Consider the following 25,296-nt stretch of genomic DNA (forward strand, 5'->3'; position numbering starts at 1 on the left):
AATATATGGGCGCACAGTTTGATATCAGCTTTGTATTTTCGTTTTTGCCTAAGTTACTAGGGACTTTAAGCACCACGCTTCTGATTGTCGCCTGTTCTCTACTGACAGGAATTCTTGTCGGCTTTCTCGTAGCTCTGCCAAGACTTTATAAAGTGCCTGTGTTAAAAACCATCTCCGAAATCTATATTTCTTTTTTTCGGGGAACTCCGATTCTTATCCAGCTCTTCTTGTTTTATTATGGTCTGCCCGAAATTATGAAGCTGGTTCATGTCGATATGACCCGGACTCCGGTGCTTGTTTTTGTGATTCTTACTTACGGGCTGCATACGGGAGCATACATGTCCGAAATGATCCGGGCTTCTGTAATGGCGGTGGATAAGGGGCAGGTAGAGGCTGCTTATGCTACAGGGATGACGGGGTTTCAAGCCTTTACGCGAATCGTGCTGCCGCAGGCGCTCGGAATCGCAGTTCCGGTATTCTCCAATCTGGTGATTGCTCTACTGAAAGATACGTCATTGGCCTTTACTCTTGGGGTGATGGAAATGTCAGGTAAAGCACAGACGCTAGGCAGCTTAACTCAGCATTTTATTGAAACGTATATCGCGCTTGCGCTAATCTATCTGGTCATCAGCTTTACAATTGAGAAACTGCTGCTTATAGCAGAACGCCGGCTGCTGCGGCATGAGAAACGGAATACACCGGAGAAAAAATCGTTCAAAATCAACAAAAGCTGGTCCTACCGCCGCATCATTGCTGAACTTGGACCGGGTAAAGGAGGTAGCGGATTATGAAGCTGGACCCATCTTTTATCTGGACTGCTCTGGTGCAAATTTTAAGTGCAATTCCTGTGACCTTATCTATTACTGCTGTCTCAGTACTCATTGGATTTGTGATTGGTGTGGCTGTAGCGTTGATCCGGATATACAGAATTCCACTGCTGTATCCGCTGGCTGTCGGTTATGTTACGTTCATCCGCGGGACACCGATGCTGACGCATCTTTTGCTTATCTATTTTGGGCTTCCCGTGTTAATCGATGGTCTGGCAGTGCAGTTCGGCTGGAGCTTCAGGTCGGTAGCCATTCCGATGATCGGTTTTGCCTATATTTCATTCTCGATTACAGCGGGAGCCTATATGTCCGAGGTCGTCCGTTCCGGTCTGCTTGCTGTGGATCGCGGTCAGCTGGAAGCGGCCCATTCTATCGGAATGACCACACCCCAGGCACTGCGGCGGATTGTTTTTCCTCAGGCGCTGGCGGCGAGTCTGCCTAATCTGTCAAATTCGGTAATCGGTATGCTGCATGGATCTACCCTTGCTTTTACCGTTTCGGTGGTGGATATCAATGCTAAGGCGCAAATTGTAGCTTCAACGAACTGGAAGTTTTTTGAGGCTTATCTGGCGGCAGCACTGATTTTCTGGGGACTTACGTTCCTAATCGAACGCGTGACGTCGCTGATTGAAAAAAGAATTAATCTGTACAATCGAGGTGGAGTAGCATGATCAAGCTTGCGCAAATTTCGAAGTCATTTGGTCGGAATCAGGTGCTCAATAATATAGATTTAACGGTGACGAAGGGTGAAGTTGTCGTCATTCTTGGTCCCAGCGGCTCAGGCAAAACGACACTTTTACGCTGTGTGAATTATCTGGAGAAGCCAAGCAGCGGAGAGATCGCCATCGGCGATTTCAAAGTGAACTGCAAACATCCCCGCAAAAAGGAGATTCATCTGCTCCGGCAAAAAACGGCAATGGTGTTCCAGCAGTACAATTTATTCCGCCATAAAACCGCGCTGGAGAACGTGATGGAGGGACTGCTGATTGTCAAAAAGCTTCCGAAGGACGAAGCGAAAAATCGGAGTATTGCCCTGCTTGAAAAGGTTGGTCTTGGCAGCAAGCTGGACGCCTATCCAAGTCAGCTGTCCGGAGGCCAGCAGCAGCGGGTTGGCATTGCCCGTGCCTTGGCGCTCGAGCCGGAGGTTATATTGTTCGACGAACCCACATCGGCGTTGGACCCAGAGTTAGTGGGTGAGGTGCTGGCCGTCATCCGTAAAATTGCCAAGGAAGGCATCACAATGATTGTGGTGACTCATGAAATGGGCTTTGCTCGCGATGTGGCGAATCATGTGGTTTTTATGGACGGAGGCGTCATTGTTGAAGAAGGGACTCCGGCAGAGCTGTTTAACCATCCGCGCGAAGAAAGAACGAAGCAGTTCCTGAAGCGGATCACACCTGAATTTAACTATTCCATATAGGAGGAAAAACAATGGCTATTACAATCAGCGTACTTGATCAAAGTCCGATCTATCCGGGAGAAACGCCGGAGGAAGCATTCCAGCATACGATCAAGCTGGCACAATTGTCCGAAGAGCTTGGATTCCACCGGTTCTGGGTTTCGGAGCATCATGACTCCGAGCAGGTAGCCGGCTCTTCCCCGGAAGTACTTATCTCACATCTTCTGGCTAAAACAGAGCGAATCCGCATTGGCTCCGGTGGCATCATGCTCCAGCATTACAGCCCATATAAGGTAGCGGAGAACTTCAATGTGCTGTCCACACTGGCTCCTGGACGAGTGGATCTCGGTGTGGGACGTGCTCCCGGTGGACTCCCACGTAGCACACAGGCACTACAGCAGGGAAAAGCTGAAACCCCAGACCTGACGGATAAAATCATCGAGCTGGAAAAATATGTACATAACCGCCTCGAAGAAAACCATCCGCTGGCAGGGTTGAAGGCAGGTCCCCTTCCTGGTATTCCTCCTGAGTTGTATGTCCTTGGCGCGAGTGTAAGCAGCGCGGAAATTGCCGCTGAACTGGGGTTACCGTACGTATTCTCCCTGTTTATTAACAGCGATAAGGCGGTAGCGCTGGATGCCATACGTGCTTACCGCAGCGGTTTCGCTTCTTCACAGGGCAGACAACCGCAAGCGATTATCGCTTTAGCGTTAGTGGTGGCTGAGACTGAGGAGGGAGCGAAAGAACTGGCAGGTGCGCATAAGCTGATCCGGATTCAACTGGCGAGCGGGAAGAAGCTGACGGTAGGGACCTTGGAACAGGCGGAAGAATTTGCCCGCCAGAGCAATGAAGCCTACACGATTGAAGAGCTGGAACCGGAGATTACCAAGGGAACAAAATCATCTGTCCGTGAACAGTTGTTGGAACTTTCAGAGGCATCCGGTGTCGAGGAGTTCATCATAACGACGAATGTACAGCCCTTTGACAAACGGCTCCGATCCTTTGAGCTACTGAGCGAAGCAATCGCTGAAGTGGCTGCAGAGGCATAAAGCGGGCGGGCTCGGTATCACACAGGAAATCGTGTAAAGGAGGGTGACTGTATATGACAAGTAAAGCTAAAGAGTTGAGTGCGGAAGCGCTTGAAGAAGAATTAATCGGGATACGCCGTCATCTGCACCGGCACCCGGAACTGTCCAATGAAGAATATGGCACAACAGAATATATTATTTCCCTGCTGGAGCGGGCAGGAGTCAGGATCGTAGAATACGGTCTGTCTACCGGCGTGATCGCAGAGATTGGCGGCAAAAAGCCCGGTTCGGTCATCGCACTGCGCGCAGATATTGATGCCTTGCCAATCCAGGAGGAAAGCGGAGTATCCTTCGCTTCATTATATTCCGGCAAAATGCATGCCTGCGGGCATGATTTCCATACGGCTGCCTTGATTGGTGCCGCCTATCAATTGAAACAGCGAGAGCAGCAATTACAGGGAACGGTGCGCCTGTTATTCCAACCAGCGGAGGAGAAGGCGCAGGGTGCACAGCGAATCATTGCTAGCGGGGCACTAGAAGACGTCCGGGCAGTGATCGGGCTGCATAACAAGCCAGACCTGCCAGTCGGAACCATCGGTATTAAGGGTGGTCCTTTAATGGCAGCAGCTGACGGGTTTGTGATTGAAGTGCAGGGTGGTAGTTCTCATGCTGCCGTTCCGGAAGCTGGCATAGACCCGATTGTAGCGGCTTCGCATATTGTGACGGCATTCCAGTCCATTGTAAGTCGCAATGTCAGTCCGCTGCAGAGTGCGGTGGTTAGTGTGACGCAGATTCACAGCGGCAATTCATGGAACATTATCCCCGAAAAAGCGGTGCTTGAAGGGACGATCCGCACCTTTGATGAAACGGTGCGCAGCAAAGTGCTGGAGCGGTTTCAAGAAGTGGCGGTCGGTGTAGCAGCGGCTCTTGGAGCAGAAGCTACCGTTCGCTGGATAGAAGGGCCACCTCCGGTTATCAACGATCCCTCCCTAGCAGCGCTTGGAGTTGAATCGGTCGAAGCTCTTGGCTACCGAGCGATTCAGCCAGAGCTTTCTCTGGCTGGAGAGGATTTCGCCTTCTATCAGCGCGTGGTACCCGGACTGTTCGTTTTTGTAGGTACTGAAGGAAGCCAGGAATGGCATCATCCGGCCTTCAATCTGGATGAACGTGCACTCCCTGTGGCAGCACGTTTCCTTGCGGATGTAGCTGTACGATCCCTAGTGCAGTACAGTCCCGAAGGAGGTGCAGAATTATAGCTGAACATAACAGTTACGATGTAATTATCGTCGGCGCAGGCTCGATGGGCATGAGTGCCGGTTACTATCTTGCGAAGCGCGGAGTGAAGACGCTGCTAATTGATGCCTTTGATCCTCCACATACACAGGGAAGCCATCACGGGGAAACGCGGCTGATCCGGCATGCTTACAGTGGTGATCCCGCCTACATTAATTTGGCTCTGCGGGCAGATCATTTATGGCAAGAAGCCGAGCAGTTGAGCGGAATAGAACTGCTTGTCCGCTCGGGCGTTTTGAATCTCGCAGATAGTGCAGTGTATTCCTTCAGCGGTCGTCTCGCGGAAGCAAAGAAACGGAAGGTGCAGGTCCAGCATCTGGATGCCGGAGAGATCCGGCGGCGCTGGCCGGGATTGAACATTCCGGAAACATTCGCAGCAATGTATGAACCAGATGCCGGGTATTTGTACAGCGAGCGCTGTATCTCCGCCTACCGCCAGCTTGCCCTTGGACAGGGTGCGGAACTGTTGACGAACACTTCGGTAGTAAACATCACCGCCCGCGAAAGCAGTGTAACAGTTCATACAACAAACGGCGATTATCACGGAGCGTCAGCTATCCTTAGTGCCGGAGCCTGGTTTGGTGCGTTAGCGCCTTTTGTGCATTTGCCAATCAAGGCGATCCGCAAAGTTGTGGGCTGGTTTGAGAGCTCACCTGCTTTTGCAGCCGGTAACTTCCCTGGCTTCACGCTAGGAGCTGAGGAAGGTGGCTATTATGGCTTTCCCAGCATTGCTGGAGCCGGTCTGAAGATCGGCCGGTACGATACGGGGCTGGAATGGAAACCAGGCACACTACTTGCTCCCTTTGGCAGTGAAACCAGCGATGAGCAAGACCTCCGAAGAGTACTGGAGACTTACATGCCGGGTGCAGCTGGCCGATTACTTAAAGGATCTGTATGCAAATATGAGCATACACCTGATGAAGATTTCATTATTGACCGCCATCCGCTCCACTCCAATGTGCTGGTAGCCGGAGGGTTCTCAGGGCATGGTTTTAAATTTTCTAGTGTTGTAGGTGAAATACTTGCTGATTTGGCGACAAGTGGAGCTACCAACCACAACATTCAACCTTTTGCGTTATCACGTTTTACACCTGATCATTCGCAAGCAGGCCTTATTTTGGAGGGGATTTAATGAGCAAAGTTCAAATTAGCAATTTTTTAAGTACGCACAACCAACTGGTGCATGCAACCGCAGGGTTATCAGAGGAACAGCTGAAATGGAAGGCAGCACCAACGAGTTGGAGTATTACTGAGGTGTTAGCCCATCTAGCTGATCACAGCATTGTGGTTTCGTTCCGTATACGTGATATTCTCGCTGCTACAACTGCGCAGCTGCCAGTCTTCAATCAGGACGCTTGGGTCAGCGGCCAGTACGCCAATAGTGGTAGTGCTTCCGATAGTCTGGAGTTGTTCCGCAGCCTGCTTTATTATAACAGTCTATTGTTTGAACGGCTCAGCGCAGAGGATTGGGAGAAAAGCGGGGTTAACTTCAAGGGGGAAAACGTTAAAATTTCCGATATCGTCCATAGCTTCACCGCACATGTAGAGAGACATCTTGGCCAGATTGAGCGAATCAAGCAGGGCGCAGCCAATGCATCGTTCGTGCAATGAATACTTTCATAGTTAGTTTTGCATGAAGTAAAACCTGGGAATCGTATGCTCACAAAACTTTTAGGAGGAATGAACATGACCAAACCAAAACAACTGAAGCTAGGCGCACTGCTGCATGGAGTAGGAGGCAGCACGTCGATGTGGCGCCATCCTGATGCTAAGCCGGATGCAAGTGTAAACTTTGAATTATACAAGGCGTGGGTACAGAAGGCAGAAGAAGGCAAGCTGGATCTGATCTTCATCGCAGACGGTTTGTACATTAATGAAAAGTCCATTCCGCATTTCCTTAACCGGTTTGAACCGCTGACCATTCTTAGCGCACTCGCCGCCGTCAGCACCAACATCGGTCTGGTTGGTACCCTGTCCACCTCCTACAGTGAACCGTTTACCGTCGCGCGTCAATTCGGCTCACTGGATGTAATCAGCGGTGGCCGGGCCGGCTGGAATGTGGTGACTTCACCGCTGGAAGGCTCTGCCTCGAATTACAGCAAAACAGAGCATCCTGACCATGGCAAGCGTTACCGTATTGCTACCGAATATTTGCAGGTGACCCGCGGATTATGGGATTCCTGGGAGGATGATGCGTTTGTTCGAGACAAAGAAACAGGTGTATTCTTTGATCCGCAAAAAATGCATACCCTGGACCATCAAGGAGAGTTCTTCTCCGTGAAAGGACCGCTCAATATTGCTCGTTCGAAGCAGGGGCAGCCAGTCGTGTTTCAGGCAGGTTCCTCAGAAGTTGGTAAAAATTACGCCTCAAAGGAAGCGGATGCTATCTTCACTGGCCACGAAACGCTAGAAGATGCCCAGGCATTCTATAGCGATGTTAAGACACGGGTAGCTTCATTTGGCCGGGATCCGAATGAGGTGCTGATCTTTCCTGGTATTGCACCAATCATTGGCGACACATCAGAGGAAGCAGAGCGTAAATATCAGGAGGTTGCTGGTCTCGTGACGATTGAGAATGCACTGAACTATTTGGGCAGATTCTTCGAGCATCATGATTTCTCGCAATATCCGCTGGATGAACCGTTCCCTGAGCTTGGCGAGTTGGGGCGCAATAGTTTTCAGAGCGGCACGGATAAAATCAAAAAGGACGCGAAGGAGAGAGGCTTAACACTAAGACAGGTCGCCTTACAATCCGCTACCCCGCGCAGCAGCTTTATTGGCACACCTGAGCAAGTGGCTGATCAGATTCAAACCTGGTTTGAGGGTGGAGGAGCAGACGGATTTATGATCGCAGCTGCTGTTCCTAATGGACTGGAGGAATTCGTCGATCGGGTAGTGCCGATTCTGCAAGAGCGGGGCCTGTTCCGCACTGAATACGAAAGTAGCACCCTGCGTGGAAATCTCGGTATTCCATTGCCAGAGAACCGCTATTCCAAGGCTTCACAACCGGTAGGGCAAAAAGCCGTACATTAACAATAATAATTTGAATCGAATAATTAGCTTTCGTCATAAAAAATGTAACGCAGCCGTTTAAGGCTGCGTTTATTTGCGTGCGAGCGGAGCTTGTCTAACAACGTAAGCGCTTTAAAGAACCAATCAGAGCAATAGATAACCAATCACTGTTATATAGGCAGGGTTCCCGCTGCACCTTATGATAGAAATATCAAGGAGGGATGTAAATTGTACGCTAAGTTCTACAAGTACCGATGGCAATACTTAATGATTCTTCCGGGAGTGCTGTTGCTATTTTTGTTCAGCTATATTCCGATGGCAGGGATTCAGGTCGCCTTCCGCGACTTTCAGATTGGCACCTCGATCTGGAACAGCACATGGGTGGGATTAGACAACTTTTCTTTCCTGCAAGATCCCCAGTTTTTAACTGTCGTCAAAAATACGTTATATATATCTGTGCTTAAGTTCATCTTCGGATTCCCGGCACCGATTCTACTGGCACTGGTGATTAACGAGGTAACCCGGCCTGTATTTAAGCGATTCGTGCAATCGGTCAGCTATTTGCCACATTTTTTCTCATGGATTGTAGTCGCTTACATCCTGCAGTCTTTTCTGACTTTGGATGGTGGGCTGGTCAATCAGTTCATCGAGAAGGCAGGCGGTGATCCTGTATTTTTTCTGGGTTCCACGGAGTGGTTCCGGCCCATGGTTATATTAAGCGGCTTGTGGAAAGAGACCGGCTGGAACACGATTCTCTATTTGGCTGCGATCACAACGATTGATCCGCAATTGTATGAGTCCTCCAAAGTAGAGGGTGCAGGAAAGCTAGCCCAGATTCGGCATATCACCTTCCCGGGTATTCTACCGACAATATCGATTGTGCTAATTCTGAGTATCCCTAGCCTGATTTCAGTAGGGATGGATCAGATTTATCCGCTGATGAATTCTGCTAATCAAGGGGTCGCGGATGTACTGGATACGTATATCATCCGCAACGGATTGCAGCAGGGATATTTTGGAATGGCGACCGCAGTGGGATTGTTATCCTCAGTGATCAGCTTGATATTGGTTGTTTCGACTAATCAGTTATCCAGAAAAATAAATGGTGAAGGATTATGGTGATGGCATATGAAGCTCAGCAGAGGTGAAAAAATAGCTCAATACGTCATCGTCATAGTACTGGCCGGTCTGTGCTTGTCTGTACTATATCCATTCCTATACATGCTGGCCATCTCACTGAATGACGGTGCAAGTGCGGCCAAAGGTGGCGTGTATCTATGGCCCAAAAATTTCACATTAATTAATTATGAGATTGTATTAGGAAATGAGATTATCCGCCAGTCTTATCTAATTACAATCGCTAGGACAGTCATTGGCACATTCGCAGGACTTATCGTCACACTTCTGGTGGCCTTTGGCTTGTCCTACCGCGGCCTTCCATTAAGAAGCACGATTCTAGGCTATATTCTTTTAACCATGCTATTCAGTGGAGGACTGGTTCCTTTCTATATTCAGCTTAATAATCTCGGGCTTATCAACACGTTCTGGGTGTATATTTTTCCCGGGCTGTTCTCGGTCTGGAACATGTTTGTCATGCTGAAGTTTATACAGGGAATCCCTGAAGCTCTGGTAGAATCCGCTGAACTAGATGGAGCCGGTCCTGTTCGTACTCTGATTCAGATTATTATTCCACTCTCTCAACCTATGCTTGCCGCACTTGGATTGTTTACCGCAGTGGGACACTGGAATGACTGGTTCGCCGGTGCTTTCTTCGTCACGAAGCAGAACCTGATTCCGGTGCAGACCTTCCTGCAGCAATTGCTCGCTGCTCAGGATTTATCCGCTGTCCTTGGCTCGAATACCAACCAGGAAGCTTTGGCGAGAAGCTCACAAATGCAGAATATTACACTGATGTCGATTAAGATGGCAGTCGTTATGGTGAGTGCAATCCCCATCCTGTGCGTGTATCCGTTCCTGCAGAAATATTTTGTGAAAGGAGTTCTTGTAGGGTCAGTAAAAGGCTGATTTTCAATAATAGAACAGGGGGAAAAATCAATGATATTCAAAAAAACGGGTCTAGCCGCTTTGGCTGCAGCAACCTTACTGATGTCTATTGCCGGATGCTCCGGATCAGGTGAGAATACTGCGAACAAGCCTGGAAGCGACAATGAAACGTCAAGTAACCTGCCCGCCAGTGGCTCGACTTCCTTTAATCTCTGGCTTGGATGGACGGCAACCATCAATAATGATAGTTTGGTCCAGAAATATTGGCGTGAACAGGAGCCTGGAGTAAATGTGAAGCTGGAAACCACTCAAGGCGACGCGATGACTGCACTTAATTTGAAGATAAACACAGGCGGCTTTGAAGATGCAGCTATCTTCAGCCGAAACGAAACGGTCAAAAGCGCGATGAACCGGTCGAAACAGCTTATGCCGCTAGAGCAGTATTTCGACATGCCTGACAAATATCCAGGACTGGCGTCTATTCCAAAGCAGTATCTGGAACTTATGAAGGATAATGAGGGCCATATCTGGTCCATTCCTACCTGGTTTGACCAAAACCCGGAAGATCCGTGGCCAGGCTGGGCATCTCAAGCCTGGATTGTCAGAAGTGATGTGCTGGAGAAAACAGGTATGACCAAAGAGGACTTAGCAACGTTAGAAGGAGTTGAGACCTTCCTTCGGAAAGCTGCAGAAGAGAAGGATGCTTCCGGCAAATCGCTTATTCCTCTATCATTCCTAATGGACACTAGTGATAATCTGGGCTGGAGCGATGAAAACGCGATTTTGACCGCATTCGGGGTGACTACAGCGGGTAATGGCGTTGACAAACGCGGCGATGATTTTGTATTCGCTTACGACGATCCCAATTATAAAGCAGCGTATCAATGGATGAACAAGATGTACCAGGAGAAGTTGATCGATCCAGAGGTCGTCACCAGCAAAAAAGAACAGTATACAGAAAAGAACAAATCAGGTCGTATTGCCTTCAATGTCGGCAGCTTCTGGAACATTCCTGCCTCAGCCTGGGAGACATTGGACGGTCCAACAGAGCCAGGGTGGTTTTACGAAGCGATCCCTTTTCCTAAAGTGGATGGTGTAGAGAAAGTCGGAATTAATCAGGTTACCAATCCGAATCCAGGCTATGATGTCTATGTTAGTGAAAAAACTAAAAATCTGGAAGCTATTCTGAAATTCTTCGATTATACCTTGCAGCCAAAACCCGAGCAGCAGCAGGTCATTAATGAAGGACCGGCGGGATTATACTGGGATTGGATTGATCAACCGTTGGGCAAATGGAAATTCACAGACGAAACCTACAAGACGAGCCGCAATTCCGGAGACACCGCACAAAAAGCTAAAGTCACCCCTGAGCTTTACATGACTGCCTCTTACAGCAATGAATGGTACCCATGGTGGAACACAGAGGATGCAGGAAAAGCCGGAGCTGCTAAGACCATTAAGTTCACTGAAGCTATCGGCAAAATGGGAACGATCCGCGTGGCAGAGCCTTATGATCTATTCCAGATGAAACAGGGCGGCGCATGGGAGAAATATTCACCGGAGATCGAAAATATCCGCAAGGAATATCGAGCCAAGCTTTTAATGGCCAAAGACGAGGGGCAATTCGAAAAGAATTGGAGCGATTTCCAAGCAGCACTAGAGAAGCGTGGGCACTGGAGTGAAGTCAAGCAGGAGTGGCTGGATACGTACAAGGAGGAAGTAACAGCCTTGCAATAGACAACCGTGCCGCTCTTTCAGTCGCGGATCGTAAACGATAAAAAATTAATGGAGCACCTCTCACTTGGAGGGGGCTCCCTTTGCACTTCATGGGGGGAATCTATGATTAAACAACAAATAGAGAAATGGATCATCCGTATGACCCGTTCCATGAACCTGAGGAGTAAAATTGTATTATTCTACGGACTCATTGTATTTCTCCCCACCGTACTGCTGGCTGCAGGTGCAGGGTACATGATGCTTCATACGGTGCGGGCCAATTATATGCTTACGATCAGGGAAGCCGTTCGGCAAAGTGCGCAGAGTATTGAATTCAGGAAGCAAAGCTATGATCTGCTGGCTACCCGAACGGCTACGGATGGTGAGCTGATCTCTAGATTAGCCAGGGACTATGCGGATATCGATGAACAATTGGGTACGGTCAATTATGTGGACCGATCCTTTCTGCTCACCAGCAAATACTTGCCAGGTATTGAGAATTTCCGAATCTATCATACCAACGATACACTAGTGCAAGATGGAGGGCTTCTGTGGAAGCCGGAAGAACGGAGCCTTTCGGGAATTCGAGAGCGGGATTGGTATACGAAAATGCTTCGCACAACAGACAATCTGGTATGGACTAATGCAGCTGACGACAGGACTAAGCTAGTGGTATCCCATAAAATTCTGAACGCGTATGGAGATGTTTACGGGATTGTGTACCTGTTACTGAACTATAACGGTGTCTTCATGGAATCGTTCGAACATCCTTTTGAAGGGGCCGGAGAATTGTATATCGTTGACGACAACGAACGCATTATTGCATCCTCGGAGCCCTCTGAAATTGGCAGCCGGTTAACTTCATCCTCCTTAGGTCAGTACTGGAACAACTCGTTGGAAACCTCAGCAACAAAAAGCGGGATGATGCTGATCACTCAGGAGATTAAGTCTGGCTGGACGGTTGCCGCACTTGTGCATCTTGACCGACTGGAGGAGCAGTCTACGCGGATTATGTACTATATCGGAGCAGGTATTGCATTTTTCCTGCTGCTGTCCATCTTTCTAATCATGATTGTACTTAAAAATGTGATTTGGCGGATCCGCAAGCTGGGCACCAGGATGACAGATATCTCACAGGGCTATTTCGAAGTTACAGTGAGAAACCGTGACAACGATGAGCTGGGGGAGCTTGAGGTATTGTTCAATTCCATGTCTGGCCGTTTGAGAAAACTGGTCGAAGAACATACAGAGGCCATGCTCAAAGAGCGGGAGCAATCATTCAGGGCGTTGCAGGCACAGATTAACCCTCATTTTATTTATAATTCGTTAAGCCTGATCCGTTGGCGGGCATTAGATCAGCAGGACGAATTGCAAATCCGAACCATAGATGCGCTGACGACATTCTATCGGCTGGCACTCAATAACCGGGTTAATGTGACGCTGATCCGTGACGAAATTGAGCATCTGAAAGCGTATATCGAAATTCAGCAGCTGCGTTATCCCGGTCAGGTATCCGTAGAGTGGCTGGTAGAGCCGGACGTTCTTGACCTGTACAGCATTAAGCTGATCCTACAGCCAACGGTCGAGAACTGTTATCTGCACGGGGGCATCACAACTAGAACTCATGCTTTTATACAAATTACGATCAAACGAGTGGAGAATACGGTGCAGTTTCAGATTTTTGATAATGGAAAAGGGATTGGCAGTGAGAAGCTGGAACAGATCCGTGCCGGCAGCTACACGGGTACGCAAAACGGATTCGGGATGAACAATATCCGTGAACGTCTTGCATTGTATTTTGGCACAGAGGGCCGCTTTGAGATTAAAAGTGTAGAAGACGAATGGACTTGTGTAACCATTGATATCCCTGTTTGCAAGGAAAGTCCTGAGATAAAAAAGGGGGATGGAGCTTAATGCGGGCATTAATTGTCGACGACGAGCCTATGCAGATTCAAGGGCTTCTTCGTCATATTGGCTGGAAAGCTCTGGGGTATGAGGAACCGTTAACTGCATTATCTGGTGAAGAAGCACTAACGATTCTAGGAGAAACTCCTGTGGATGTGCTGATCGCTGACGTCTCGATGCCCGGTATGACAGGGATCGAACTGCTCGCCAGATGCAGAGCGGATTATCCGACACTCCAGTCTTTACAGACTGTGATGATCAGTGGATATGACGAGTTTGAATTTGTGCAGGAGGCTATACATCTGGGAGCTAAGGCTTACGTTCTGAAGCCCATCAAGACGGAAGAACTCGAAATGAAACTGGCTGCGTTCAGAGAAGTAGTTGAGAAGAAAAAACAGATTGAACAGGAAACCACTATACTTAGGGAGAAAGTTACAGAGAGCTATGAGGTGCTGCAGGAACGTTTCGTCAAAGATATGGTTGAAGGCTGGATCCACAGTGAAGAGCTGCTCGAATCCTGGCGGCGCCTGCTGGATCTGCCTAATGGGGAATGGCAGGCAACATTATTCCTGTTCGGATATGACCGCAGGTTCCTAGATAATCCGCATGATGCCAAGGATCGGATCCTGCTTAGCGAAGGGCTATTGAACTGCGTTAAGACTGGTCTATCTGGTTTCTCCGGTACCTATATAGGGAAGACAGGAGCGGATGAACTGGCCGTCATTGTGCTGAACGCAACGCCATTGGTGCGGGCAAGACTTGAGAAGCAGCTTGCGTTTATCCAAGATATCCTAAGAGAGCAGTATAAAGCCTCCGTCTCGGTCGGAATCAGCAGAGAGTGTTTGTTCTGGACGGAAATACCGTTGCTGTATAAGGAAGTAAGGCATATGATGAGCGGTGCCAGGCTGGCCGGCTACGGACAAATCCTCTATTTCGACCGGAACTTGATGAATGAATATCATGATTTCAGGTTGCGTGAAGAATACATTCCGGAAATCGTTAAGCTACTGGACAGAGGAGAGAGCGATAAAGCTTCCGCTTATTTCAATCATGCTTTCGAAGTGTTACTTGCACGAGAGCCTGTATCCTTTTCCTATGTGCAGGCTTTCGGAATGGGTTTGCTTAGCGAGCTAGCCAGAAAACTGAAGCGTGTACATGAGAAGGAAACAGAGATGAACATCCTCATGTGGCAGCGGTTGATCGACTGTACAGGCGTAGATGAAGTCAGGAAGGTCGTACTGGAATATTTGGCGCAATATGCTAAGCTTAATCAAAGAGAGCAGGTCGCTCAGCAGCATAACCTTATCCAGCGGGTCGCCCGCCAACTGGAGGAGCATCTGCATGAGAACATGACTGTTAAGCAGCTTGCTGAGCAGTTCCACTTGAATCACAGCTATTTAAGTGTTCTCTTCAAGAAAGAAATGGGCCGGACGATTTCCGACTTCGTGCAGGAAGCGCGTATGAACAAAGCCAAGGAACTGCTTCGTGACCCCAATATTAAGGTTTACGAGGTTGCCGAGCAGGTGGGCTTTCAGACCGCGGCTTATTTTGCCTTCCTTTTTAAGAAAACAACCGGCACTACACCTCAGGAGTTCAGAGATTATCATTATTAGGAGTGATATTTTGCAGACAAAGATCAGCCTGGAAGGCGAATGGAAGTTGCAATTGGATGAGGGAAAACAAGGACTGCTGGCATTGCCTTTTACAGATGTTATCACACTGCCCGGAACAACGTCCTACGCACGCAAAGGTCCGAAGAACGAGGATGTTTTAGTAAGCGCATTAACGGATGAGTATTTGTTTGAAGGGCAAGTCTGGTATTCAAAAGAGGTCGTCATTCCGGAAGAACTAGCCGGCAAAGTCTGCTTCCTATTTTTGGAACGTACGAGACTGACGACTCTATGGCTGGACAATCAGGAAATAGGCAGCCGTAACAGTCTAAATACCCCACATATATATGAGTTGCCGCAGCTTCAACCTGGGAATCATACGCTCACCATCCGCGTGGACAATACTGGTTACCCAACCAAAGGTGGACATTTAACGTCGCAGGATACCCAAACCAACTGGAACGGGATTACCGGACGTATGGAGCTTCAGTTCTATGGTGAGTCACGGCTCAGCGGCATCCGGCTCGATCCGGATCTCTCAGCCCGCTCAGTCCGAATCACGGCAACCTTGGACAGCAGGAATGAATCTATACTTACAGTGTCTGCTCAGAGCTTCAACAGCGACAATACACATGCTGTGGACGAGCGGGAGTACCCAGTCTCACCGGGTAGTTTTTCCGTCAACTATGAGCTAGGTCAAGACGCGCTGCTCTGGAGTGAAGGCGCTCCCAATCTTTATAACATAAACCTTGTTTTGAAAGACAGCGATGGATATATAATGGACCGACAGGAGCTCGTTTTTGGATTGAAGGAATTCCGGGCAGAGGGCGATAAGTTTACAATCAACGGAGAAAAAACCTTCCTCCGCGGCAAACATGACGGCCTGATCTTCCCGCTTACCGGTTATGCCCCGACTGACGTCGAGGAATGGGTAAGAATCCTGGGCATCTCCAAGTCTTACGGCATCAATCATTATCGCTTTCATACCTGCTGTCCGCCGGAAGCTGCTTTCACCGCAGCGGATATGCTCGGTATCTACATGCAACCAGAGCTTCCCTTCTGGGGAACAATCACAGAAGAAACCGATGAGGGCCATAATCAGGCGGAGCAGGACTATCTGATTAGCGAAGGCTATGCCATTCTCCAGGCTTTTGGCAATCACCCCTCCTTCGTGATGATGTCGCTTGGCAACGAGCTATGGGGCAGCAAAGCTAAGATTGATTCCTTCCTAAAGGACTATAAAGCATTTGATAACCGGATTCTCTATACACAGGGGTCCAATAACCACCAATGGGTGCCAGAAATTCTGGGACATGACGATTTCTTCAGCGGCGTGCGCTTCTCCAGAGATCGGCTGTTCAGAGGCTCCTATGCGATGTGTGATGCTCCATTAGGTCATGTCCAGATCGATCTGCCAGGCACGATGAAAGACTATGACGATCAGATCGTCCCTCAGGATCTCTTCAACGGAGAGGGGATGGAAGCTGCCGCTGGCGGAGAGATCCAGATCCAGTATGGTACGGAAGCCAAGACGGTGAAGGCTGGAGACGCTTCCGCAGAATGGATACCGCACATTCCGGTAATCTCGCATGAGATCGGACAGTATGCTACCTATCCTAATTATGAGGAAATCGATAAATACAACGGTCCGCTCAAAGCTGAGAATTTCATAATTTTCCGTGAACGACTGGAAAGTAAAGGGCTGGGTCATTTGGCTGCCAAATATTTCGAATGCTCAGGGCAACTGGCAGTAGCTTGCTACAAAGAGGAACTCGATGCGGCATTCCGCTCCCGGCGGCTTGCGGGCTTCCAACTGCTTGATTTGCAGGATTTCAGTGGCCAGGGAACGGCGCTGGTGGGTGTCCTCGACGCCTTTATGGATTCCAAAGGAATGATAAGTGCTGAGGACTGGCGAACTTTTTGTAATGATGCCGTTCTGCTGGCAAGATTCCCCAAGTATAACTATGTCTCTGGTGAAACGTTCGATGCCCATGTCGAACTGAGCTGTTTCCGCAGCGGGATGCCGAGTACATTTGAACTGCATTGGGAGCTTACCTCAGATAACGGTATACTCGCCGCAGGTTCAACCGAGGTGGACGTACCTGCAGGAACGAATTATATCGATATCTGCGATCTGGCAATAAAACTACCTGTAGTTGACCGGATGAGTACTATCGTATTGTCCCTCTCCATACAGGGAACAGATATCCGTAAGAGCTATGACCTGTGGATTTATCCAGTGAAGAGTGGCAACATGCTGGAGGGTGTCCATGTCTTCGACAAGCTATCTGATGATGCACTTGCATTGCTGGAGCAAGGTGAGAATGTACTGCTTATGCCGAAACCGGAATCTCTCAAAAATGCTGTTGAAGGTTATTACTGCACAGATTTCTGGTGTTATCCAATGTTCCGCTCGATCTCAGAGAGCATGAACCGGCCAGTACCCATTGGTACTATGGGGCTGTTGATTGATAACAAGCACCCGGTGCTTCGTGAGTTCCCGAGCGAGGAATATTCTACCTATCCTTGGTGGAGTATTGTTGAGAATTCGAAATCGCTCATCATGGATGCAGCTGACCGCGATTGGAATCCCGTTGTGCAGACTATCGATAATTTTGAACGCAATCATAAGCTGAGTTTCCTAGTGGAATGCAGTGTAGGAGCAGGCAACCTGCTGATATGCGCATTGGATGCTGTTAAGGTTAGCGATACGCCGGAAGGCAGACAGTTCTTATCCAGCCTTGCGGGTTATATGAAATCAGACGATTTCAAACCACAGTACAAGGCCAATGTTGCGGAGCTTCTAGAGCTGATCCAATAGGCAGAGGCAGGCGATTACTGAGCTACTTATCGCATTTCATATGGATGAACAGTCCAAGGGCGCTATACTAAAAACTACTTTTTTATTGAGTAAGACAGAAGGTTTCATCGTAAAAAACTCTAGAGCAGCGTTTCTCATAATAAAGAGAGATTCGCTGCTCTTAGTTTTTTGCTGCTTTTAGTTTATTGGTAGCCGCCAGCTTCAACTGTGTCATCGTTATCTGAGTCTCTGAGGGTTTCGGACCCAGATGACACTATTTGCTAATTTTCAGCCTTTTGAACAACATTACGGACTCCAGTGACGCTATTGCTTAAAAAGAGGTCCATATGTGTTGTATTTCATACAGATAGTGGCTATGGGGACCGTTAGCCCACCAAAAGTACAATAATACTGCTTTTAGCGTCATCTATGTCCGATAGGTGGTGCTACATTGTTGCAATAGTTCTTAAAACTTCTATCGAACAAAAAGTAAAGGAGTTCACCAAGCAGCCTTTCGCGGCTGAAGGGAACTCCTTTTTTCGCGTTCGACGTATTACACGTATTGGTAAAGCACGGGAGTCAGAGGCTCCGAAACAAAACAAGCCTTAAAAAGTCACCTCTATAGATGATTGCTGATAAGCCTCACTCCAGCCTAGAGGGGTTGTTTGTGTTTATCAGCAACTGAGCAGTTTTACAAACGATTTCACAGGGTTGGAGACCTTTGAAAACATTAACCCGGTGCTATCATTGGTAATGAAGCTGCACACCTAAAGTTGTAAGCGCATTAACGAATGGCGCCAGAGCCGCTCATCGTCAGGAACAGCGCCAAATTTAGCAGGGTTTGGGGGAACGGGAGAAGACATGAATGAAATTCTATTGAACGATTTGAAGTGGGAAGTCAAAGGGTATTGGCCCTGGGTTCCGCTAAAGGGCACCAGTATGGAGCTGGGACAGGAATTGATGGGGGTTACGGACTGGATGCCTGCCACTGTGCCGGGTGGAGTTCACTATGATCTCTTCAGACAGGGCTGGATTACCAACCCTTATCAAGAGTTAAATAGCCTGAGTTGTGAATGGGTGGAGAACCGCTGGTGGGTTTACCGTACGACCTTGAAGCAGCCTGAGCTGAGAGCAGCCAGAGTTGAACTGGTCTTTCAGGGACTGGACTATGAAGCCTCGGTATACGCTGATCATTTACTGCTGGGTGAACATAAAGGTATGTTCGAGCCGGCTGTATTTGATGTTACAGACCTGCTCTCCGGGCGGGAAAGCCTTGAAATTTCAGTGCTGTTGAAGCAGGCGCCAGATGAAATGGGGCAAATCGGCAAAACCTCGGCTACCTTCACGCAGAAGAGCCGTTTTAATTATAAATGGGATTTCTCTACCCGGTTGGTCAATGTCGGAATCTGGGATGATGTGGTATTGAGGGTACATCAACAGTGCTCTTGGGATGATGTGTCGATCACTACAGATGCGGAGTTTGGCGAGAACGATAGAAATCAGATCTCGTCTGGTCGAATTACCATTCAAGCAGGAATCAAGCGAATGGCTGGCTCTGAAGATGATGGGACACTGACAGCGTGCATCACCTGTGCTGATCCGGAGGGGAATCCGCTGCTGGTTCAATCGCGACTAGTTCGAGCTGGAGAGCTTCTGAACGCGGAGCTGGAAATACCCGAACCTGAGCTATGGTACCCAAACGGTTATGGAAAGCAGCCACTGTACAATCTTGAACTAAAGCTACTGGATGAAGCTGGAACGGAATTGGATACCCAGAGCTTTCAAACGGGCATTCGCAAGCTCGATTATATCCACAATGTAGACAGTCCAGACAACGCCCTACCATATACAGTGGTGATTAACGGAAGCAAGATCTATATGAAAGGGGTAAATATGACCCCTCTGGACCATCTCTACGGGAATGTAACGGTTGAACAATATCAACTGATGATTCGTCTGATGAAAGCAGCTCATATTAATCTCGTTCGGGTATGGGGCGGTGGAATCATTGAGAAAAAGGCTTTTTACGACTTATGTGATGTAAACGGCATTATGGTCTGGCAGGAGTTCATTCAGTCCAGTTCAGGTATTGACAATATCCCTTCGAAGCAGCCGGAGTTTTTGGAGCTGCTTCACAAGACTGCCTGCACAGCGCTCTGTGACAAACGCAATCATGTATCGCTAACGGTATGGAGCGGCGGCAATGAATTAATGAGTGAGCCAAATAAGCCTTCCGACAGCAGCGATTCCAATCTGGCGATGTTGAAAGAACTGGTAGAACAGTATGATCCGCAGCGACTCTTCCTACCGACCTCAGCTTCCGGCCCGGTAGAATATATTACGGATGCAAAAGGTCAGGGGCATGATGTGCACGGTTACTGGAAGTATATGGGAAACCCTTATCACTACGAGTTATATGGCAGCAACGATAATATGCTGCACAGCGAATTTGGGGTGGACGGTCTGAGTTCTCTCAAAAGTCTGGAGAAATTTCTGAGTGAGACCAACCGGCGACCGGTTTCTATGGAGAACAACGCGATATGGAGACATCACGGGGAGTGGTGGGATACGCTGAGCCGTGAAGAAGAAATGTTCGGCAGCATGACAGATTTGGAGCAGTTCTCTGCCTGCAGCCAGTGGATACAGGCGGAAGGAATCCGGTTCGTGCTGGAGGCTAACCGCCGCCGTAAGTTCCGAAACAGCGGCAGCATTGTCTGGCAATTCAACGAGCCGTGGCCGAATGTGTCCTGCACTAACCTTGTCGATTATTACGGTGAAACGAAGATGGCCTACCATTGGGTGAAATCTGCCTTCCGTCCGCTACATGTTTCGCTGGACTACCGCAGTCTACTGCTTACACCAAGCACCGGATTTCAGGGAGATGTATACGTGCATGGAGGAAATGGACACAGGGTAGAAGTCGACGCGGAAGTCTTCGATGCAGTCGGACGGTGCATCTATCAGCAATCATTTGAGGCAGAGGGAAACAAAGATCAGGCTGTCGGCGCTGGGGTGCTGAATTTCAACGTGCCAGAGCATGACGATGCTTTATATTTCGTCAGATTGTCCTACCAGGACGGCGATGAAGCACCACAGCAGAATTTATATGTATTCTCTACCAATAAAAAGCATCCATATGCTCCCGCGCTTGCACTTATAGGAGGCAATCTTGAGGTGCGTCAGGAGAGTTTATGGCAGCCGACGGGTGCTCAGGAGAAGAGCCAGCAGGCCCGTTTTACAGTCCGAAATACCGGTAGTGAAGTTTTGCTGCATGTACATGCAGAGGAAAGGGGAGACCGCTACTGGATGGAAGCGGATGAGCAGTTCCATACCCTCTTTCCGGGTGAGACCAAAACAGTAACGGTTACTTGCACTCCTAAACTCTCAGGAGGATTCCTGTCTGGGGAAAATTATAGGATCACAGATGGCTTGCCAGAAATTAGATTCATGTCGTTCCTAACAGCACAGAGCAGAATGATACAGGTTGGAGGAGAAAAAAATCGTGAGTAAAACATTGTGTTTTGTACCGGAGGCATATGTTCCGCTAAGTCGGTTTATTCAAGCCGAGGGATCTACACCTGTAGCTATACCTGTTAGCAGAGCAGTGGCTGATTACTTAAGGCTGCACAACGCTCCACTGCTGCTTGCTTGCTTGCGAGGCGGCGAAGTAGCTTATCAGAAAGCGAATTGGTCAACCCTCCATGAAGACACTGTTGAAGCTGAAGCAGCAGAAGGGATCTCCGAGAAAGAGGAGGGGGTATTTGTATTAGTCAGTCCTTTGCTGACCAATATGCTTCCTGTAGTGTCTCATTGGGATAATAGCGTTGCTGAGGGAAAAGGAGGCTTCCGTTATGGCGGAACAGATGGCATAGGGACATTGCGGATGGACGAAGCCGGGGAAAAGGTTGTTTCCGAGCATGCACGGCTCTATAATAGCGACCCAGATAGCCCTTATGTATACAATACGGAAGATCATCAGCTGTTCGGAGGCAACGAGGGGAATAAGAATCTTAAAACTCCGCAATTCGAGCATTATATCGGTGACCGCTACAGTCTCTATGCTGTAGATGATCTAGTTGCAGTTTCCTTGAGCGACCGCATCCTTAAGACCTTCGGATTTCCGGTGGTTTTCCGCAATGCATCCACAGACAATGCTGCACTTTTAAGCAATGCGCCTGTATTTCAGCTCATCAGCGGCAGTCTGCTAGTTACAGAGAATGACCAGCATAGCCTTGCTTCCTATATTCTGCCGCCCTTTTGGAGCGCGGCAAATGTTAAGGGATATCCACTGTTGTTCAATGGTTATTATGATGCCAATGAGAATACCTTCAGCACGGTAGGTCCCTCATTTCTGGAAATCATCGGCAAGACTCTGGCCAGCACCGGCAAAGGCGTTGTCGGCATTCTGTGGAACGGAGGAGGATATATCGGCAGCCGTTCCTTGCAAGGCTCCATCTATGCTGGCATTGGGGCGGCAATTACCAGAGGTCAAGAAAGTTATGGCGGTGATGCAGAGCAGGTAGTGGCTGTAGGTGGTTCGCGCGGCGGCTTAACTGCGCTGCTGGCTGGAGGCAATCCGCTTTGCTTACCCTATCGGGTGCGCTACACACTGTGTTATGCACCGCCGTTGATTCTGAACGGGCTCACCCGTGAGTTTGCCGAAGGAGCTTGCCCACTGATCTGGCATGTGGCGGAAGTAGACACCGGTTACCGGGAAATCTGGAAGAAAGATTGGCAGCATCCACAGAACGGCAGCACGGGAATCGAGACTCTGCTACAGACTCTGACGGGAACTATTGACTCTGCAAGTCTAAAGGAAACGACCGGACTGGAATCCGAATTTTTTCTGGAGGGTCTTAAAGCGAGTGGCACAAAGCTGCTGATTAACCATGGCACGCATGATGCCTTTACCCTTAGCCGCTTCAGCTTTTCCTTCGCGGCTTTGGTTCGGAGTCGCGGGATACCGCTTCGCCATGAGATCGGATACCGCTTCGGCCATAACAACTGCACGGATCTTTACGAGCAAGCTACTCTATGTCTAATAGCTCTGCTACAGGAACAGGAGCTCGAATTCACGGGCACGGTGCATTATCGCAGACGCAGTCCGGCTGCGGGAGAGTGGGAGCAGACCGAACGTTTTGTCCCAACTCATCAACCCGTTTTTCTGGAAGCACCTAAGTTCGTAGCGGTGGGTAGCCCTGTGGCTTGGACTCTTTATGGAGAGCCGGGAATGGAATACCGCCTGGATCTGGGAATCCTAGATCAGCAGGCTTGGGAACAGAAGCAGCAGGTAGTTCGAAATGAGCGCATCACACTGGCGTCCGGTGTATTGCCGGACAAACAGCATCCGCTTGAACTCTGCTCGTGGCAGGATGGCGTAAGCCAGCTCACTGACGGACAACATGCGGGCTTTTATCTTTATGAGCTGTCATACAGGCTCAAGGGTGAGCAGAAGTGGAGCGTAGTTTCTCCCTCCCGTGTGCCACAGCCCGGCGTAGAGCCTCAGTCGGTGCTTCGTATTTTGGAGGAGCAGCCCAATCCGGCGAGCGAAGCGTTTCGGGCGGAAGCGGCCGTCCTCTGCATCAGCGCAGGGTTAAGTGAGGCCTAAACGATTCACCATAACATGAACATAAGCGGTGTGCGGCCATTCCGGTGCGTGCACTGCTTTTTTTTTGCCAACAAATAAGTAGCTTTACAAACGCTTTCGCAGGGTTACCGGATTTCGGCGCTCAGTAGGAAGCGCTATCATTTAGGTATAACAACTATACAACGCCTGACCGGATTAAAGCTTGATTCCGGGAGGAAGGAAGGACAGGAGCATGATTGGAAAAACCAGTGAACTAAATCCTTTAATGACAGAGAAAAAGAAAGGTTATCCTGTACGGCGTTTATTCAAAGATTGGTCATCCTGGATATTAATTGTACCCACACTGTTTGCCTTTTTCTTTTTTTCCTGGCAGCCGCTCGTGAAGGGCATTGTGCTCTCTTTTTTCAATACTGAGGGTTATAATGCCGTAAGCTTCGCCGGACTGCAGAATTACAAGGACGTTATACAGAACTCGGCGTTTCAACAGACATTGACCAACTCTTTTGTGTATGTGTTCTGGTCACTACTGATCGGTTTTGCCGTACCCATTATTGTCGCTGTCGTGATTAATGAATTGAGACATGGGAAGTCATTTTTTCGCTTTTCGGTTTTTTTTCCGAGTATGGTTCCCGGCATTGCCGCTTCGATGTTATGGATGTTTTTGTTTGAGCCCGGAAAGGGTGGCGTGCTGAATATTATGCTGAGTGCCATGGGATTTCCGGTGCAGCAATGGCTTCAGGATCCGCAAATGACGATAATGCTGATTATCTTCACGATTACCTGGCGAAATTTCGGGGGAACAGTGCTGCTTTATCTGGCAAGTCTACAGAGTATTAATCATGATCTGTACGAAGCAGCCTCGATTGACGGTGCGAATGTATGGCGGAGATTCAAAAGTATCACCATTCCGCAAATCTCTAGCATGATCGGACTGATGATGATTTTGCAGATCAGCGGTGTATTCCAGATCTTCAATGAACCCCTAGTAATGACTGAGGGTGGACCGAACAATGCCTCAATGACCTTGATGCTGCAAAGCTATTATTATGCGTTCCGGAGTTTTGAAGCAGGCCATTCAATGGCGCTCGGGGTTATTACTTTTCTAGTCCTGATGGTGCTTACCATTATTTATTTCCGGCTGGATAAGAAATTGAACAGGGAGTAGAAGCTATGAAAACTAAAGAAGCATATGGCATTATCGGCAATATAGAATACAGATCACCTTGGGTGCGCCTGCTGTATTGGTGCATGTTCATTCTGATGATTGTGCTGGCCGCTGTCTGTATTTTGCCTCCGGTCTGGATTATGGTCTCAAGTCTGAAGGACATCAAAGAGTTTTATGCAATCCCGCCCACCCTGATCCCCCGCTCGTTCAATGTTGGCAAGCTATGGGAGACCTGGCAGGAGTTTAACTTCCTCAGTTATTATCTGAATACGGCTTATCTGGCCGCAGGTTCTGTACTGTTCTGCCTTACTTTTAACGGACTGGCCGGATATTTCTTCTCCAAGCTAAAGCCGCGGGGCAGTGCTCTGCTGTTTGCACTGATCGTGTGGACCATGATGGTGCCGAATACAGTGGGCATGGTGCCGCTGTTTAAGAATCTGATTGATTTTCCGCTGTTGCACTTGAACCTGACCAATACTTACTGGCCGATGTGGTTTATGGCTGCTGTGAATCCGGTGGTAATTCTGATCTTCAAAAACTTTTTCGATACCATCCCACAAGCGCTGCTGGAAGCCGCCAAAATTGACGGAGCGAGCACCATCGGTATTTTTATTCGAGTCATTCTCCCGCTCAGCGGACCAGTTATGGCTACAATTACAATCCTTACGATGAACAGTGTCTGGCAGGACTTCTTCTGGCCCTTTATGGTGCTGAAGGATAAATCGACCTGGTCGGTCATTGTGGCTATTTACAATCTGAAGGCGACATTGCCGCAGGACATACAGTTTATTGCGTTGACGTTTGCGATTCTGCCGCCGATTATCCTGTTTATTTTTTTCCAAAAGTACATTATGAACGGGCAATCCTTCGGCGGCAGTATTAAAGGGTAACATCACCCGATCACAAACCATTTCACAGTTTTGCCCCGTAGGGTGCTGCAGAAGGTGCAT

The 25,296-nt window shown here is 48.7% G+C and carries 18 protein-coding genes; all 18 read left to right on the forward strand.

The genetic code is table 11. The annotated features are described in order from the left end of the window. The first annotated feature begins 5 nt into the window (after positions 1 to 5). The 18 genes from MHI32_RS15170 (at position 6) to MHI32_RS15255 (ending at position 25,236) form a co-directional block, all read left to right on the forward strand. On the forward strand, positions 6 to 791 hold the full coding sequence (locus MHI32_RS15170) for an amino acid ABC transporter permease (protein WP_076125555.1): 786 nt from the start codon (positions 6 to 8) through the stop codon (positions 789 to 791). Beyond that, positions 788 to 1,498 (forward strand): amino acid ABC transporter permease, encoded by a 711-nt coding sequence (locus MHI32_RS15175; RefSeq protein ID WP_076125553.1) that lies wholly within the window; start codon positions 788 to 790, stop codon positions 1,496 to 1,498. The genes MHI32_RS15170 and MHI32_RS15175 overlap by 4 nt, the downstream gene beginning before the upstream one ends. Beyond that, positions 1,495 to 2,247 (forward strand): amino acid ABC transporter ATP-binding protein, encoded by a 753-nt coding sequence (locus MHI32_RS15180; RefSeq protein ID WP_076125552.1) that lies wholly within the window; start codon positions 1,495 to 1,497, stop codon positions 2,245 to 2,247. The genes MHI32_RS15175 and MHI32_RS15180 overlap by 4 nt, the downstream gene beginning before the upstream one ends. Positions 2,248 to 2,258: 11 nt before the next feature. Next, positions 2,259 to 3,275, forward strand: coding sequence for an LLM class flavin-dependent oxidoreductase (locus MHI32_RS15185; RefSeq protein WP_076125550.1), 1,017 nt, complete (start codon positions 2,259 to 2,261; stop codon positions 3,273 to 3,275). Between the two features lie 53 nt (positions 3,276 to 3,328). After that, entirely contained in the window at positions 3,329 to 4,510 is a 1,182-nt protein-coding gene (locus MHI32_RS15190) for an amidohydrolase (RefSeq protein ID WP_076278493.1), read from the forward strand. Next, on the forward strand, positions 4,507 to 5,679 hold the full coding sequence (solA, locus tag MHI32_RS15195; protein WP_340012740.1) for an N-methyl-L-tryptophan oxidase: 1,173 nt from the start codon (positions 4,507 to 4,509) through the stop codon (positions 5,677 to 5,679). The genes MHI32_RS15190 and solA overlap by 4 nt, the downstream gene beginning before the upstream one ends. Next, the gene (locus tag MHI32_RS15200; RefSeq protein ID WP_076184634.1) at positions 5,679 to 6,158 is read left to right on the forward strand and encodes a DinB family protein; all 480 of its coding nucleotides are present in this window, start codon (positions 5,679 to 5,681) and stop codon (positions 6,156 to 6,158) included. The genes solA and MHI32_RS15200 overlap by 1 nt, the downstream gene beginning before the upstream one ends. Positions 6,159 to 6,233: 75 nt before the next feature. Further along, positions 6,234 to 7,580, forward strand: a complete 1,347-nt coding sequence (locus MHI32_RS15205) for an LLM class flavin-dependent oxidoreductase (RefSeq protein WP_076125544.1) — start codon at positions 6,234 to 6,236, stop codon at positions 7,578 to 7,580. A gap of 207 nt (positions 7,581 to 7,787) precedes the next feature. Then, complete coding sequence (locus MHI32_RS15210; protein WP_081387769.1) at positions 7,788 to 8,681, forward strand: ABC transporter permease subunit; 894 nt, start codon at positions 7,788 to 7,790, stop codon at positions 8,679 to 8,681. Between the two features lie 6 nt (positions 8,682 to 8,687). Continuing rightward, a complete protein-coding gene (locus MHI32_RS15215; protein WP_036677267.1) occupies positions 8,688 to 9,584 on the forward strand; it encodes a carbohydrate ABC transporter permease in 897 nt (298 codons plus the stop codon). Between the two features lie 30 nt (positions 9,585 to 9,614). Then, a complete protein-coding gene (locus MHI32_RS15220) occupies positions 9,615 to 11,300 on the forward strand; it encodes a hypothetical protein (protein ID WP_076276554.1) in 1,686 nt (561 codons plus the stop codon). Between the two features lie 102 nt (positions 11,301 to 11,402). Further along, positions 11,403 to 13,193, forward strand: a complete 1,791-nt coding sequence (locus tag MHI32_RS15225) for a sensor histidine kinase (RefSeq protein ID WP_340012680.1) — start codon at positions 11,403 to 11,405, stop codon at positions 13,191 to 13,193. Next, the gene (locus MHI32_RS15230; RefSeq protein WP_340012681.1) at positions 13,193 to 14,797 is read left to right on the forward strand and encodes a helix-turn-helix domain-containing protein; all 1,605 of its coding nucleotides are present in this window, start codon (positions 13,193 to 13,195) and stop codon (positions 14,795 to 14,797) included. Before MHI32_RS15225 ends, MHI32_RS15230 begins: the two co-directional genes overlap by 1 nt. Positions 14,798 to 14,807: 10 nt before the next feature. Continuing rightward, complete coding sequence (locus MHI32_RS15235) at positions 14,808 to 17,615, forward strand: glycoside hydrolase family 2 TIM barrel-domain containing protein (protein WP_340012682.1); 2,808 nt, start codon at positions 14,808 to 14,810, stop codon at positions 17,613 to 17,615. An 840-nt stretch (positions 17,616 to 18,455) separates the two neighbouring features. After that, a complete protein-coding gene (locus tag MHI32_RS15240; protein WP_340012684.1) occupies positions 18,456 to 21,104 on the forward strand; it encodes a glycoside hydrolase family 2 TIM barrel-domain containing protein in 2,649 nt (882 codons plus the stop codon). Continuing rightward, positions 21,097 to 23,202 (forward strand): hypothetical protein, encoded by a 2,106-nt coding sequence (locus MHI32_RS15245; protein ID WP_340012685.1) that lies wholly within the window; start codon positions 21,097 to 21,099, stop codon positions 23,200 to 23,202. Before MHI32_RS15240 ends, MHI32_RS15245 begins: the two co-directional genes overlap by 8 nt. A gap of 211 nt (positions 23,203 to 23,413) precedes the next feature. Then, positions 23,414 to 24,346, forward strand: coding sequence for a sugar ABC transporter permease (locus tag MHI32_RS15250; RefSeq protein ID WP_197740348.1), 933 nt, complete (start codon positions 23,414 to 23,416; stop codon positions 24,344 to 24,346). A gap of 5 nt (positions 24,347 to 24,351) precedes the next feature. Beyond that, on the forward strand, positions 24,352 to 25,236 hold the full coding sequence (locus tag MHI32_RS15255; protein ID WP_051490964.1) for a carbohydrate ABC transporter permease: 885 nt from the start codon (positions 24,352 to 24,354) through the stop codon (positions 25,234 to 25,236). Positions 25,237 to 25,296 lie beyond the last annotated feature (60 nt).

The organism is Paenibacillus sp. FSL H7-0690 (genome assembly GCF_037980415.1).
GTDB lineage: Bacteria > Bacillota > Bacilli > Paenibacillales > Paenibacillaceae > Paenibacillus_AQ > Paenibacillus_AQ odorifer.